Annotated in this window: 11 protein-coding genes; 6 read left to right on the top strand and 5 right to left on the bottom strand. The window is 35.6% G+C overall.

Going from position 1 to position 13,673, the window contains the following annotated elements:
- The first annotated feature begins 20 nt into the window (after positions 1–20).
- Together FB551_RS19500 and recG are read left to right on the top strand one after the other, a co-directional pair.
- Positions 21–554, top strand: coding sequence for a thioredoxin family protein (locus FB551_RS19500; protein ID WP_047428172.1), 534 nt, complete (start codon positions 21–23; stop codon positions 552–554).
- Positions 555–719: 165 nt separating this feature from the next.
- The gene (recG, locus tag FB551_RS19495; RefSeq protein ID WP_047428175.1) at positions 720–2,807 is read left to right on the top strand and encodes an ATP-dependent DNA helicase RecG; all 2,088 of its coding nucleotides are present in this window, start codon (positions 720–722) and stop codon (positions 2,805–2,807) included.
- Between the two features lie 614 nt (positions 2,808–3,421).
- Here the strand turns inward: recG and FB551_RS19490 are convergent.
- From FB551_RS19490 to dapA, 4 genes are all read right to left on the bottom strand, one after another.
- Positions 3,422–3,868, bottom strand: coding sequence for a response regulator (locus tag FB551_RS19490; protein ID WP_142018627.1), 447 nt, complete (start codon positions 3,866–3,868; stop codon positions 3,422–3,424).
- On the bottom strand, positions 3,861–4,442 hold the full coding sequence (locus FB551_RS19485; RefSeq protein WP_047428182.1) for a helix-turn-helix domain-containing protein: 582 nt from the start codon (positions 4,440–4,442) through the stop codon (positions 3,861–3,863). The genes FB551_RS19490 and FB551_RS19485 overlap by 8 nt, the downstream gene beginning before the upstream one ends.
- 294 nt (positions 4,443–4,736) lie before the next feature.
- A complete protein-coding gene (locus FB551_RS19480; protein WP_142018626.1) occupies positions 4,737–5,240 on the bottom strand; it encodes a GNAT family N-acetyltransferase in 504 nt (167 codons plus the stop codon).
- Between the two features lie 117 nt (positions 5,241–5,357).
- The gene (dapA, locus tag FB551_RS19475; RefSeq protein WP_079240539.1) at positions 5,358–6,230 is read right to left on the bottom strand and encodes a 4-hydroxy-tetrahydrodipicolinate synthase; all 873 of its coding nucleotides are present in this window, start codon (positions 6,228–6,230) and stop codon (positions 5,358–5,360) included.
- A gap of 107 nt (positions 6,231–6,337) precedes the next feature.
- Between dapA and FB551_RS19470 the strand changes: the two genes are divergently transcribed.
- From FB551_RS19470 to recO, 4 genes are read left to right on the top strand one after another with little or no spacing between them, the layout of a single operon-like run.
- A complete protein-coding gene (locus FB551_RS19470; protein ID WP_047428192.1) occupies positions 6,338–7,096 on the top strand; it encodes a 5'-nucleotidase C-terminal domain-containing protein in 759 nt (252 codons plus the stop codon).
- Complete coding sequence (locus FB551_RS19465; RefSeq protein WP_142018625.1) at positions 7,096–8,046, top strand: bifunctional metallophosphatase/5'-nucleotidase; 951 nt, start codon at positions 7,096–7,098, stop codon at positions 8,044–8,046. Before FB551_RS19470 ends, FB551_RS19465 begins: the two co-directional genes overlap by 1 nt.
- 1 nt (position 8,047) lies before the next feature.
- Positions 8,048–10,300 (top strand): type IX secretion system anionic LPS delivery protein PorZ, encoded by a 2,253-nt coding sequence (gene porZ / locus FB551_RS19460; RefSeq protein ID WP_142018624.1) that lies wholly within the window; start codon positions 8,048–8,050, stop codon positions 10,298–10,300.
- A complete protein-coding gene (recO, locus tag FB551_RS19455; RefSeq protein ID WP_142018623.1) occupies positions 10,300–10,986 on the top strand; it encodes a DNA repair protein RecO in 687 nt (228 codons plus the stop codon). Before porZ ends, recO begins: the two co-directional genes overlap by 1 nt.
- Positions 10,987–10,993: 7 nt before the next feature.
- On the opposite strand, the gene FB551_RS19450 is transcribed toward recO, so the two are convergent.
- Positions 10,994–13,672 (bottom strand): MGH1-like glycoside hydrolase domain-containing protein, encoded by a 2,679-nt coding sequence (locus tag FB551_RS19450; protein WP_142018622.1) that lies wholly within the window; start codon positions 13,670–13,672, stop codon positions 10,994–10,996.
- Position 13,673: the final 1 nt, after the last annotated feature.

Below are 13,673 nucleotides of genomic sequence, written 5' to 3'. Positions count from 1 at the left end.
TTTTACGTAAATATCACAATATGAAGAAAATTTTAAGCATAGTTCTCTTACTTTTATTAAATTTCAGTTTTGCACAGGTAAAGTGGATGACGATTGAGGAAGCTTTAAAAGCTCAAAAGGAAAGTCCAAAAAAAATATTAATTGATTTCTATGCAGACTGGTGTGGCCCATGTAAAATCATGGATAAAAAAACGTATGGTCATCCTGTAATTGCTCAGATTTTAAATGAGAATTATTATCCTGTAAAATTTAATGCAGAAGAAAAAAAGAGTATTGAAATTTTCGGAAGAACATTTTCCAATCCCAATACTGAACATAAAAAAGGAAAAAATTCTCTTCATGAGTTTACCCAGTATATGAATGTAGGAGCAGTTCCAAGCACCGTATTTCTGGATGAGCATGGAGATCCCATCACCATACTTCAGGGGGAACTGTCTGCCAAAGAACTGGAACCTTATCTGGAACTGATCTCAAAAGATTTGTTTAAAAAGATTAAGACCAGGGAACAATGGGAGGATTACCAGAAGAAATTCAAATCTAAAATTAAAGATTAATTCAGAACTTTGAAACCGCATTTTCTGTTTCAGTTCTAAAAATTCACTATAGAGGCTTCCAATTTTTTGGAAGTCTTTTTTATTTTACCGAAATTCGAACCTTTATTTCTATTATCCGAAATAAGGATCAAAAAATTCAAAAAATTAGTATCCTGCAACCTGAAAATGAATCTCGAAACCTCCATAGAATATGTAAAAGGAATAGGCCCGGAAAGAGCTAAACTCATCAAAAGTGTGTTGGGCTTATCTACTGTAGAAGATATGTTGAATTTCTACCCTATCCGTTATCTGGACAAAAGTAAAATCTATACTGTTTCTCAACTCAAAGAAGAAACCAGCCAGGAAATTCAGTTGAGGGGAAGAATTACTCAGGTACAGGAAATTCAGACTGGTAAAACCAAAAGATTATCTGCAAAGTTCAATGATGAGACAGGCAGTATGGATCTTGTGTGGTTTCAATATTCCAAATGGTTGAAAGAACAGCTTCCGATCAACAAGGAAGTTTATATTTTTGGGAAGATCAATGTTTTCAACCGTCAGTTTTCTATGCCGCATCCTGAAATTGAAGCGGAAGAAAAAAAAGAAGGAGACACTCGGCTTAAACCCATTTATCCGAGTTCTGAAAAACTAACCAAGAGAGGATTAAATCAAAGATTCTTCCAGAATGCTTTAAGAAATATCTGCAAAGAGATCCCGAATCTTATTGAGGAAAACTTTCCGGAATATCTGATGAAAACATTCAAGTTCATGTCCAGACAGCACGCTTTTCTGAATGTCCACTTTCCAAAGGATCAGGAACATTTTGATAAAGCGGATTACAGATTAAAATTTGAGGAATCATTTTTCTTTCAGTTAGGATATGGCTTAAAGAAACTTCATCATAAAACACAGTCTCATGGTAATCCTTTCCCGATTATTGGAGATCATTTTAATGATTTTTATGAAAACCATCTTCCTTTTGAGCTTACCAATGCACAGAAAAGGGTCTTGAAGGAAATAAGAGTGGATATGAAAAGACCGGTTCAGATGAACAGGCTTTTGCAAGGGGACGTAGGATCAGGAAAAACGATGGTTGCCCTTCTTACGATGCTTATCGCAATGGATAACGGTTTTCAGAGCTGTCTGATGGCTCCCACGGAAATTCTTGCTCAACAGCATTACAATGGTATCAAAGAGCTATTGGAAAAAACAGGAATCAATATCCGCCTTCTCACAGGTTCTACCAAGGCAGCAGAAAGAAGAATTATCCATGAAGAACTGGAAAATGGCTCACTTTCTATTTTGGTAGGAACTCATGCCGTTTTGGAAGACAAGGTTAAATTTAAAAACCTGGGATTGGCCATCATTGATGAGCAGCATAGATTCGGAGTTGCTCAAAGGGCTAAACTTTGGGCTAAAAATAGGATTCCGCCTCATATTCTGGTGATGACCGCCACCCCTATTCCAAGAACTCTGGCTATGAGTTTTTATTCTGATCTCGATGTTTCTGTGATTGATGAGATGCCAGTGGGGAGAAAGCCTATTATTACAGCTCATCGCCGGGAAAAAGACAGATCGTATGTGTATAATTTCTGTAAAGATGAAATTAAAAAAGGCAGACAGGTTTATTTCGTATATCCTCTGATTGAAGAATCGGAAACCCTGGATTATAAAAACCTGATGGAAGGCTTGGAGCATGTCATGGATTATTTCTCGGAATACAACGTCACTATGCTTCACGGGAAAATGAAACCGGATGAAAAAGATGCCGCTATGGCTTATTTTGCTTCAGGAAAAGCTGAAATAATGGTTGCAACAACAGTCATTGAAGTGGGAGTAAACGTTCCGAATGCTTCGGTAATGGTGATTGAAAGCTCAGAAAGGTTTGGGTTATCACAGCTTCACCAGCTCAGAGGGCGTGTGGGAAGAGGTGCTGAACAGAGTTACTGTATCCTGATGACTTCCGATAAATTATCCAAAGAAAGCAGAACACGTATTAAAACAATGACTGAAACTAATGATGGGTTTAAAATTTCTGAGGTAGATATGCAGCTTCGCGGACCCGGAGATATTTTGGGTACTCAGCAAAGTGGTGTGGTAGATTTTAAAAGACTGGATCTTATTAATGACTCGGCGATCATCAAAACAACAAAAAATACGGTAGAAAGAATACTTGAAGCAGATCCTATGCTTTCAAGGACTGACAATCTGATCATCAAAAACTATTATATCAGATACTACAAAGGAAAAAATAAGTGGAGTAAAATATCATAAAAAAAACCGCAGAAAAAAACTTCCTGCGGCCCCCTTATAAAACTGTTATTTAGAAGAAATTACTTTTGGTGTGTCCAAAAAAAATTTATTTTAATAGTTCAGGCTTAATATTTTGTGATGTGGTGTGAAAATATTTATATAACAATATAATAATGAGCTAAAACCATAACTATTAAAATAAATTATAAAAAACAAAATGAATTATTTTTTCCAACTTGCTTATTATAAAAACTAACTGTGCTTTCGATGGAGATGAGGGAATGAAACGAATAAAAATATCTCCAACTACTTATTGAGTTTTCATGATTGTACCGTTTTGTTTAAAGATCTTCTGTGCTTTAAAATTGGAAAATTAGTATAATTCATTTTGTTTAACTAACATCGTGATTTATATAATTTTGTTCTTTAGAAACAATTACTTCTCATTCATCTGTATCTTCTACTATATAATGAAATTTGTGTCTCAGTTTACTTTTACAAATGTCAGAATATTAATTCAGATGCCTTTTATATTATTTTAATTATTAGTTATAAAATTTTCACTTATTTGTGAATAGTATGCTATAAATATGATTTAAAAATTATTAATATTAAATTAACAATTCCTTTATTCATCACACTTTCAAGATAAAATTATCTTTATTCAATCCTGAGGTATGATACTGCCAATTGATGGTAATAACTTCCGTGAGTACTTTTTTAAGCTTCTCAAAACACTCTGGTTTTTTCATAAAAATATGGGCTCCTTTTACAAAAATATCTTCTATTTCACTTTCCGGAATCGGGTCTGAAAAAATAGCCGTTACCATATTGTTGAATTTTGAATTCGAACTGATATCTTCCAGGCATTCCATGCTTTCTTTTCCAGGAATCAGGTAATTGATAAAAACAATTTCCGGAATTACTGCATCGTCATTATTCAGGTATTCCATCAGGTTACTTCCATTGCTGAAACATTGAACTTTTATAGAAATTTTCAGCTCTTTCAAAATATTTTTAAAAAAAATCAAGGTGTTTTCATCGTTGTCTGCTACAATTACGTTCAGAAATTCTTTATTCATACTGCATTTTATGGTTTATTACCGTGCTTTGTACTCTTCTTCGTTTGCTAATAATTTTTTGAAACTGGGATGGAGTGATTCCTGTTGTATTTTTGAACTGAGTACTTAAATGCGCTACACTGGAATAGTTCAGCTTATGGGCAATTTCCGTAAGACTTTGTTTGTTTCTTATGATCAAAGCCTTTGCATGTTCAATCTTTTGCAGAATAATAAAATTCTCAATAGAGGTATAGGCAACTTCTGAAAAAAGATTGGAAAGATATCCATAGCTGTGATTCAGCTTCTCAGAAATATAGATGGATGCTTTTACCGGTATAATTTCATCAGAAAAGACAAGCTCTACAATAGCATCTTTTATTTTCTGTACCAGCGCACTTTTTTGACTTTCTATGATCTCAATACCATAATCTTCAAGATTTTTCTTAAAAAGATTGTGCTGTTCTTGTGTAAGGGGCTCATAGAATTCCACTTCACCAAAGTTCAGTAACCTGTACTTCAGCCCGTGTTCTTTAAGTTTCTCGTCCAATACCTTTTTACAAAGGGCATTGAAATCAAATTTAACATACATTTTCATCCTAGTATATATAAGCCAATATTATTTAGTAAATATAATAATTTATTTCAAGTAAATGTGAAATAGATGTATATTTTTAACATTTTGCTATATATACGAAAAAACTCCTGTATTTTAGAATACAGGAATTTAAACACTAAGGATGAAAAAAATATACTGATAAAAAGCTTTTCAGCTCAAAACCAAGCATATGAATGTATTGTATAAGTGATTTGGTTCTGAAGCAAAGATGGATCAAAAAAAGAAATCACTTGTTATAGAATTACAGGATAAAGTTACAAAATTTTAAGTCATTTATGAGTGAATTAGAAATTCCATGAGATAATCATCCATTACAAAACCGTTTCCAATATCAAAAACACCTTCATCATAAACTTTATATCCCTGGGATTCATAGAATTTTCTGGCAGAATTGTACTTATTGACATTCAGGATAATTCTATTGTTTTTGTTTTCAGAAACCTGCTCATTCAGGAACTGAAGTGCTCCCTTCCCAAATCCTTTTCCTTTGCTTTCCGGAATCAGATAAATCCTGTGCAGCTTTGTTGTTTTTTCTTCATAATTATGCTCATAACCGATAAAGCCTTCATAGCTTTCATTATTTTCATCCTGAATAAGATAATAATGATAATACGGATTTTGAAAATGATGCAAAATTTCTGTTTCAGAATACATTTCCGAGAGCATAAATTCCATTTGTTCTTTCGAAAGAATGTCTGCATAGGCATTTTCCCATGATCGTCTTGCAAGATCCTGAATCAAAGGGATATCAGCTGCTGTTGCCTGTTGTAATTTCATGATTGGTTATATTATATGATTAAAAAAAGTGAAAAGCCTAAGCTTTTCACCCTTTATATTGTTCAATGATGACTCATGAGTTTTAACATTATTAAAATTCATTTTGTCGGTTCATTATTAAATCTTAGCCATTTCAGCTTTAATTTTTGCGTGAAGACCTTCAGAAGCTTTTACCAGAGGAAGTCTCAGATAATTTTTGATGATTCCCTTTTCTGTCAGTATCACTTTAATACCACAAGGATTACCTTCAGCAAAAATCAAACGGGTAATATCTACCAGTTTGTTGTGAATTTCATAAGCTTCCTTCACTTTACCCTCAAAAGCCAGCTGTACCATTGTTGAAAATTCTTTAGGATAAGCCTGCCCGATTACGGAAATTACTCCATCTCCACCGGCTAATGTTACAGGTAATGTATATTCATCATCACCGGAAACTAAAGAAAATCCTTCCGGCTTCTTTCTCAGAATATCAAAATACTGAAGAATGTTAGGAGAAGCCTCCTTAATCAGGAATAAGTTAGGAAATTCCTTTGCAAGTCGAAGCGTAGTATCAGCTTCTACATTTTGCCCCGTTCTTGACGGAACATTATAAATAATAATATTTTTTCCTGTGGAAGCTAAAGCTTTATAATGTTGATAAAGACCTTCCTGGTTCGGTTTATTATAATATGGAGATACTGAAAGTACGGCTTCAAATGCAGAAAGATCTGCTTCTTCAATCTGTTTCTTGACGTCAAGAGTATCGTTACCGCCAATTCCCAACACTAGAGGAAGACGTTTATTATTCACCTTAATGATATGCTCAATTACCTGTTTCTTCTCCTCTGCAGAAAGCGTTGCGGCTTCTGCCGTTGTTCCCAATACAACTAAATAATTGGTTCCGTTTTCGATATTGTACTCCACCAGTTTTGTTAAACTGTCGAAGTCAACGGATAAATCTTCATTAAAGGGCGTTACCAATGCAACACCTACTCCTTTTAAAATGCTCATCTGTTAGAATTATTTTTGTCAAATTTAATAATTTACAGTAAGAATTTGTAATAAATAATAATGTTTTATTATACATATAGTTATATTTGCATATACTAAAAGAGATTATGAAAAATAAATTCTTGTTACTAGGAATTGCTCTGATGTCGCTTACTGCATGCAAAACGGCTTCTGCGCCGCAGCTTGTGAATGTAAAGACCCAGAAAAATATTTCTATTAATAATGAGCTAAAGAATGATGAGGAGTTTGTAAAATTTATCGAACCTTATAAGCAGAAACTGGATAAAGAAATGAACCAGAAGATCTCGCATACCAATGTGGATCTTACAAAACAGGGCGATAACAGCAATCTGGGTAATCTTTTAGCTGACTATACGTTTGAAGGAGGTAATGAATGGATCAAAACTCATCTTAAGCAAAACGTAGACGCTGCACTGATCAATATCGGAGGAATCCGAACCACTATCGGAAAAGGAGATATTTTACTTAAAAATGTATTTGAAGTAATGCCTTTCGAAAATGAAGTAGTGATTGTGAAAATGAAAGGAGCAGATTTACAGGGGCTTTTTGAGTATTATGCAAAAACGCAGGTCAACAATCCCGTTTCTCATTTATACATTGAAACAAAAAACGGACAGGTAACCAAATCCTTAATCAACGGCAGCACAGTAGACCCTGCCAAAGATTATTATATTGCTACTTCAGACTATCTTGCACTGGGAGGAGACAATATGAAATTCTTTGCTAAAGGAGAATCCATTGCTACAGGGATTAAAATGAGAGATTTATTTATCGATTATTTTAAAAAGTCACCTGAAGTGGTAGTGAATTCGGATGTTCGTTTAAATTTTATCGGGAAGAAATAATGGATAGAAAAAGTTTTTTAAAAGCAATAGGCGGAGGATCTTTAGCAATGGCTTTAGCTCCCAATATGATGATGGCGGAAGAATTAAAAATTCTTAATTTAAAATCTGCAAATAAACTGACTATTCTTCATACCAACGATCAACATAGCAGAATAGAACCTTTTGATGCGAGCTATACAAAAAATCCTAACCAGGGAGGTTTTGCAAGAAGGGCAAGCTTAATTCAGCAGATCAGAAGCCAGGAAAGTAATGTTCTTCTTCTTGATTCCGGAGATATTTTTCAGGGAACACCATATTTTAATTTCTTCGGAGGAGAACTGGAGTTCAAATTAATGTCTATGATGAAATATGATGCCTCTACCATGGGAAATCATGATTTCGACAATGGACTTGATGGATTTTTAAAAGTGCTTCCTAATGCGAAGTTTCCTTTTATCTGTTCCAATTATGACTTTAAAAACACAGTTCTTGACGGGAAAACTTCTCCCTACCAGATCTTCAATAAGAATGGCATCAAAGTAGGAATTTTCGGAGTGGGAATCCAGCTTGATGGTCTTGTAGGCAAAAAACAGTATGGAGAAACCATTTACTCCAACCCGGTGGATGTAGCGCAGCATTATTCAAATTTCCTGAAGAAAGATCAGAAATGTGATCTTGTGATTTGTCTTTCTCACATCGGCTACGATTACAGAGACGAACCTAATAAAATAAGTGATAAAATTTTAGCGGCCAATACAGAAAATATTGATATTATCTTAGGAGGCCATACTCATACATTCTTACCGGAACCGCAGACCTTCACCAACAGACAGGGCAAAAATGTACTTGTTAACCAGGTGGGATGGGCAGGTCTTCTTTTAGGTAGAATAGATTTTTATTTTGATACAAACAAAAACGTACAGCATATTTCCTGGAACAATCAGGTAATAGATAGCAGCATAACCGCATAATATGAAAAAACTCTCTATAATTTCTCTTGGTATTTTAGCTTCCCTGCAGCTGACAAAAGCACAAGTTATTTCATCCAAAAAGTGGGCAGATCTGTTTTCCTACAATAATGTCTTAGCCATGAAAGAAGACAACGGAAAAATCATTGCAGCCACTCAAAACGGAATATTCTATTATACAATATCAACAGGAGAAATTACGAAGTTATCCAAAGCCAATGGTCTTCACAACATCGGAATTACCGCTTTCGATTATAATCCGCAGACGAAAACAGGGCTTATTGGTTATGAAAACGGATCTATGGATGTTATTACGCCGCAGGAGATCAAATATATTGTTGATATTCCCATTGCTACAGGTTATAATGGGGACAAAAAAATCAACCATATTTCCATAACCGGAAATCAGGCTGTCATTTCTGTTGGGTACGGAGTTTCCATATTCAACCTCCAGAATAAAGAATTTGGTGATTCTGCATTTTTCCTTTCTGGTGGTGTTTATCAGGCGAGTAATGAAGCCACGATATTCGGGAATAAAGTATATTCTGTAACAGATACAGGATTGAAAAGCCATCAAATGAATACTACATTTCCGGTATATTCTACCTGGACAACGGAAGCTCCCGGAGTTTTCAAACATATAGATTCAGAATCAGAACTGGTATATTCAACGGCTACAGCAGCGTATATTTATAATAATGGTACCCCAATACAACTTCCTACTACCTTTGAAAAAATCAGGGATGTGGTGATTACTTCCAATAGTATTACCGTTACCGATAACAGAGTATATACATATGGAACCAATGGAGTTTCACAAAATGCGGTAAGCCTTGGCGAAGAATGCAATACAGCATTAACAGCTGGCGGAAAAATTTTAGGAGGAACGGTGTTATCAGGAATTAAGGATGAAGGTAACAATACTTTTAAACCTTCCGGTCCTTACTTTAATTTTGCGTATAATATCAATCTTTTTGATAATAATCAACTCCTGGTTTCTACCGGAGCAAGAGCAAATAACTATAACGAACCATCTATTAATCCTAAAAAACCGGGATTTTATTATTTCACCGGTACAGAATGGGTTTATCCTTCATATTTTGTTAATAACCCACAGTCTATCAATGTACTAGATGCCACATTAAGTCCTTCTAATAATAATGAAGTATTTTTTACCAATTATACGATGTTCGATAATGGGGTTTACAAAATGAAGTACAATGCTACCAGCAAAGATTTTGAACTGGTAAAGTATTATAATCTTGGGGCACAGCCTTATTACAGACGCCCTGTAGGTTTTGCTACAGACTCCCAGAGTAATCTTTTTGTATCTTTTGGTTTTAATGATGGGAATCCTTCTATAGGAATCTACGATAAAGCAGCGGATGATTTTGTTATCAAGAAAATAGTTCTGGCCAGTGATGGTATACAAAAACCGGTTTTCTATGAAAATATGTTGTGGACTCCGCTACCGAGATCCAATAACTTCTGGGTGTATGATTATAAAAATGCTCTCAATCTTTCCGATGATTCGGATTATATCCTGGGAACATCTAATGGATTTAACAGTTCAGGAGGAATTTTATCTGTAGCATTTGATAAGGCTGGTGATGCATGGATTGGTACAGATGGAGGTTTAAGAGTTATGCCTAATGCGGCATCAGAAATAAAAAGCGCTCAGCCTAAAGTTGAACCTATAGTTATAGAGCAGAATGGTTTGGGTGAGGAGCTCTTCAGAGAATCAGCAATTCTTCAGATTGCAGTAGATGCAGGTGACTATAAGTGGGTTTCTGTTGACGGTGGTGGTGTTTACTACCTGTCTTCAGACGGTCAGAGAACCATAAAACATTTTACAAAGGAAAATTCACCTCTTCCTACGAACAGTGTTACTGATATCAAGATTGATAAGAAAACAGGTAAAGTATATTTTGTAACCTATAATGGTATTGTAACCTATCAGGGCGATGTTGCCGATGTAACATCCAATTTCGGTGATGTTGTAGTATATCCTAATCCTGTTGTTTATTCCAATTTCAAAGGAAAAGTAACCATTAAAGGTCTTGCAGAAAAAACCAATATAAGAATTGTAGATGCTGCAGGAAACGTAGTTCACTCAGCTGTAGCACGAGGAGGTTATTATGAATGGGATCTGAATAATCAGAAAGGAACAAGAGTAGCCTCAGGGATTTATTTCGTTCTGATGACCAATGAAGACGGATCTGATAAAGCTACCGCCAAAATAGGAGTAGTTAATTAATGAATTCACAAAACGGTTTTTTACTTTCATTTATCAAATATGGAGAAAATGATGCTGTATTGCATTGTTTTACGGAAGAAGAGGGTTTCCAGAGCTATTTTCTGAAGGGAATTTATTCCAAAAAGAATAAAAAGAAAGCCTTGCTTCAGCCACTGAGCCAGCTCAATTTTTCTGTAAATCCACCGCGGGGTAACGGTATTCCGTCTGTTTCAAAATTTGAACTGGTTAAAAACAATGACATTTATACAGATATAAAGGTTAATACCGTCATTTTCTTTATTTCAGATTTTCTGAGCCATATTCTTAAGCATGAGAACAAAAATATTCCGATCTATTCCGGTATTGATCATCTCATCAGCGAGCTGACCAATAGAAACTATCAGGCACATCTTCTGTTTTTGCTGGCTTTTTTAAAAATTCAGGGTGTTGCTCCATTGCTGAGTGAAGGCAGATTTTTAGATCCGGAAACAGGAACTTTTTCTCCTGGAATAAGTCATCAGCTTTTCAATGAAGAAATTTCTATGCTGTGGAAAGAAGCTCTTTGTGCAGAAAACTTTTATGCCACAAAAATCCATTCTTCCTTAAGAAAAGATTTTCTTGATAGTCTTTTAGTGTACTATCATTATCATATTACAGACTTCAAAACTCCGGCTTCACTGGAAATTATTCAGCAGATATTTGAATAAAAGCAGATTACTTTTTCGTTTCCTTATTGTTTTTTCCAACGTTCTCCGGCATTTCAGTTTCGGACTCTGCCATTTCTTTTTTGGAAAATCTTGGCTGAAGAATCTTAGCAATAAGTCCCGTCCAGCCGGTCTGATGAGAAGCTCCTACTCCACGGCCGTTGTCTCCGTGAAAATACTCATAGAACAGGATATAATCTTTAAAATCCGGATCGGTCTGAAATCTTTCATACTGCCCATGAACCGGTCGTTTTCCGTTTTCATCTTTTAAAAATATCTTCGCAAGTCTCTTGTTTAAGGCATCTGCAATCTGATCAAGGTTTGAATAATTACCACTTCCCGTAGGATATTCCACTAAAAAATCCGGGCTATAATAGAAGAAAAAACGCTGAAGACTGTCAATAATAAGGAAGTTAATAGGAAACCACACGGGACCGCGCCAGTTGCTGTTTCCTCCGAAAAGGCCGCTATCACTTTCGGCAGGTGTATATTTTACGCTGTAATTCGTATCATTCAACGTTAAAGTGTAAGGATTGCTTTCATATTCTTTGGATAAAGCTCTTACTCCGTAATCACTGAGAAATTCCTCAGGATTCAACATCCGGTTTAACAGTCTTTTCAAACGATGTCCCCGAAGCAAAGATAAAAGGTGTTTGGAATCCTGTCCTTTCACTTCCCATCTTGAAACCAGAGAAGCCAGTTCAGGTTTATTATCCAGTACCCATTTCATTCTTTTCTTGAAATCAGGAAGGTTTTCAATCATTTCATCATCGATAACCTCAACGGCAAACATTGGAATTAAACCAACAATCGTCCTTAGCTTCAGATACATATGAGTTCCGTCACTGGAGGTAATGGCATCATAGAAAAATTCATCCTGCTCATCCCAAAGACTGAATTTCTCATCACCCATATTATCCAGTGAATGGGCAATCGACAGGAAATGTTCAAAGAACTTCATTGCCATTTCTTCATACACTTTATTGTATAGAGCCAGTTCCAGGGCAATTCTCATCATATTCAGAGCAAACATGGCCATCCAGCTTGTTCCATCAGACTGCTCCAACTGTTCTCCGTTGGGCAAAACAGAATTCCGGTCAAACACACCAATATTATCAAGCCCCAGGAATCCGCCTTCAAAGATATTGTTACCATTAAGATCTTTTTTATTAACCCACCAGGTAAAATTCATCAATAGTTTCTGGAAAGCACTTTCCAGAAATTCCAGGTCTGGTTTATCTTTTAAATATTCATCAATTTTAAATACCCTGAAAACCGCCCAGGCATGTACAGGTGGATTTACATCACTCAGGTTCCATTCGTAGGCAGGCAACTGTCCGTTGGGATGCATATACCATTCAAAGAGGAAAAGCTTTAACTGGTGTTTTGCAAAATCCGGATCTATCAGGGAGAAACTAATGGTATGAAATGCCAGATCCCATGTTGCATACCATGGATATTCCCATTTATCAGGCATTGAAATGATATGCTCATTATTCAGATGCTTCCAGTCGTAGTTTCTTATTGTTTCCCGGGACTTTGGCGGCGGCATTCCGGAAGGATCACCTTTCAGCCATTTTTCTACATTGTAATGGTAAAACATTTTATTCCAAAGCATTCCGGCAAAAGCCTGTCTTTGAACCAGTCTTTCATCTTCCAAAGAAATTCCCTTCTGAATTTCTGCATAAAACTCATCTGCCTCTTTCTGTCTTTGTTCAAAAAGAATTTCGAAATCTTTAAAAGGTTCTCTTATATCTTTATCTGAAAGTCTGAATTCAAATATTTTTGATTCCCCTGCTTTAAAATCCTCATCAATAAAAAAAGAAGCTTTCGTACCTGCATTTTGTGGATTCACAGACTGGGAATTTCCAGTCATCACAAAATTATTGATCCCGTCTTTACTGTATTTTGACTCATTGGAAGATTGATAAAGCCTTCCATTATTGGTCTCATTATTACAAAATAATGTCTTCAAAGATTGCTTTGCATAGACATTTTTAATCTCAATATCCTGATGACCGACTTTAATATGATCTGCATCTTCCGCAGATAATTGCGGTTTATAATCATCATACCCCCAATTCCAGGTATTCCTGAACCAAACAGTCGGAAGAATGACAAGAGACGCTTCGTTTTCAGATTTATTGACTATTGTTAGTCTTACAAGAATATCATGCTGACTTTCTTTCGCATATTCAATAAAGATGTCAAAGTATTCATTGTGATCAAAAATACCTGTATCTATCAACTCATATTCAGCTTCCTCCTTTCCCCTTTCCGCATTTATTTTAACAAGCTGTTCATAAGGAAAAGCATTTTGAGGATATTTATACAACATCTTCATGTAAGAATGGGTAGGTGTGGAATCCAGATAGTAAAAATATTCTTTCACATCTTCACCATGATTTCCCTGTCCATTGGTGAGCCCAAAGAATCTTTCTTTGACCATTTTATCTTTCTTATTCCAGAACCCTACAGAAAATACAAGCTTCTGGAGATCATCACAGATTCCACATATTCCTTCTTCACCCCAACGGTATGTTTTGGCTTCTGCGGTATCATGACTGGTATAATTCCAGGCATCTCCGTTTTCACTGTAATCTTCACGAACAAGCCCCCACTCACGGTTACTGACATAGGGACCCCATTTTTTCCATGAAATATCTGAAATTCTCTGCTGTTCTGACATA

It is taken from the genome of Chryseobacterium aquifrigidense (assembly GCF_006716485.1).
Lineage (GTDB): Bacteria > Bacteroidota > Bacteroidia > Flavobacteriales > Weeksellaceae > Chryseobacterium > Chryseobacterium vietnamense.
The sequence above is the reverse complement of the archived record's forward strand: the minus strand, read 5'-3'. Positions and strand labels throughout refer to the sequence as shown.

Excerpts from the sequence above, each read along its gene's own strand:
- FB551_RS19490 (WP_142018627.1), bottom strand. The coding sequence starts at position 3,868 with ATGAATAAAGAATTTCTGAACGTAATTGTAGCAGACAACGATGAAAAC.
- dapA (WP_079240539.1), bottom strand. The coding sequence starts at position 6,230 with ATGAGCATTTTAAAAGGAGTAGGTGTTGCATTGGTAACGCCCTTTAAT.
- FB551_RS19470 (WP_047428192.1), top strand. The coding sequence starts at position 6,338 with ATGAAAAATAAATTCTTGTTACTAGGAATTGCTCTGATGTCGCTTACT.
- FB551_RS19465 (WP_142018625.1), top strand. The coding sequence starts at position 7,096 with ATGGATAGAAAAAGTTTTTTAAAAGCAATAGGCGGAGGATCTTTAGCA.
- recO (WP_142018623.1), top strand. The coding sequence starts at position 10,300 with ATGAATTCACAAAACGGTTTTTTACTTTCATTTATCAAATATGGAGAA.
- FB551_RS19485 (WP_047428182.1), bottom strand. The coding sequence starts at position 4,442 with ATGAAAATGTATGTTAAATTTGATTTCAATGCCCTTTGTAAAAAGGTA.
- FB551_RS19450 (WP_142018622.1), bottom strand. The coding sequence starts at position 13,672 with ATGTCAGAACAGCAGAGAATTTCAGATATTTCATGGAAAAAATGGGGT.
- porZ (WP_142018624.1), top strand. The coding sequence starts at position 8,048 with ATGAAAAAACTCTCTATAATTTCTCTTGGTATTTTAGCTTCCCTGCAG.
- recG (WP_047428175.1), top strand. The coding sequence starts at position 720 with ATGAATCTCGAAACCTCCATAGAATATGTAAAAGGAATAGGCCCGGAA.
- FB551_RS19500 (WP_047428172.1), top strand. The coding sequence starts at position 21 with ATGAAGAAAATTTTAAGCATAGTTCTCTTACTTTTATTAAATTTCAGT.
- FB551_RS19480 (WP_142018626.1), bottom strand. The coding sequence starts at position 5,240 with ATGAAATTACAACAGGCAACAGCAGCTGATATCCCTTTGATTCAGGAT.